Genomic DNA, 687 nt, shown 5'->3' with positions numbered 1-687 from the left:
TCGGTTGAGGTGCAGGTCGGTGTGGAGGCTGCGGTAGACGGTTCGGCTGAGGTGGCGTTTGAGGCATCGTAGGGCTTCTTTGGTGGCCTTGCCGTCGGCGATGCGACCGCGGTAGTACTGCTGGCCGGCGCTGCCGGGGATGCGCAGCTGGGTGATGGCGATGCGGTGTAAGGCCGCGTTGAGTTGGCGGTTGCCGGACCGGTTCAAGCGGACGCGTCCGGCGGTGTTGCCCGACCAGACTGGGATCGGTGCGGTGCCGTTGTGGCGGCTGAAGGCGGCTTCGCTGCGGAAGCGGCTGATGCCGGCGGTTTCGGCGATGATCTTGGCGGCGGTCAGTTCACCGCATCCGGGCACCGTCAGTAGCGTCGGGGCGATTTTTTGGACGCGTTCGCCGATGCGTGCGGCCAGGGTGTTGATGGCCTCGGTCAGGCGCATGACGTCGGCGAGTTCATCGCGGGCCAACTCGGCCAGCAGTCCGTGCTGGGTGTCGAGCCATTTTGCGAGCGCGGTGCAGGCCTTGGTGCGGTGTAGTGAGCCCGGTTTGGGTTCAGCAGCGGGGTCGAGTTCGTGGATCCGTTGACGTAGCCGGTTGATCGTCGAAGTGCGTTGTGCCACAAGGTCTTCACGACGATCAATCAATAGTTTCAGTTCGCGCGAACTCTGATCATGAGAGGCGACGGGCAGATC

1 protein-coding gene is annotated in these 687 nt (G+C 64.3%); it reads right to left on the bottom strand.

Features of this window, described 5'->3' with window-relative positions; genetic code table 11:
* Positions 1-687 (bottom strand): transposase (locus VXD91_RS18845; protein ID WP_346416105.1); only part of this gene is annotated, 687 nt, incomplete at both ends.

Source organism: Mycobacterium sp. SM3041, from assembly GCF_039668335.1.
Classification (GTDB): Bacteria; Actinomycetota; Actinomycetes; order Mycobacteriales; family Mycobacteriaceae; genus Mycobacterium.
The sequence above is the reverse complement of the archived record's forward strand: the minus strand, read 5'-3'. Positions and strand labels throughout refer to the sequence as shown.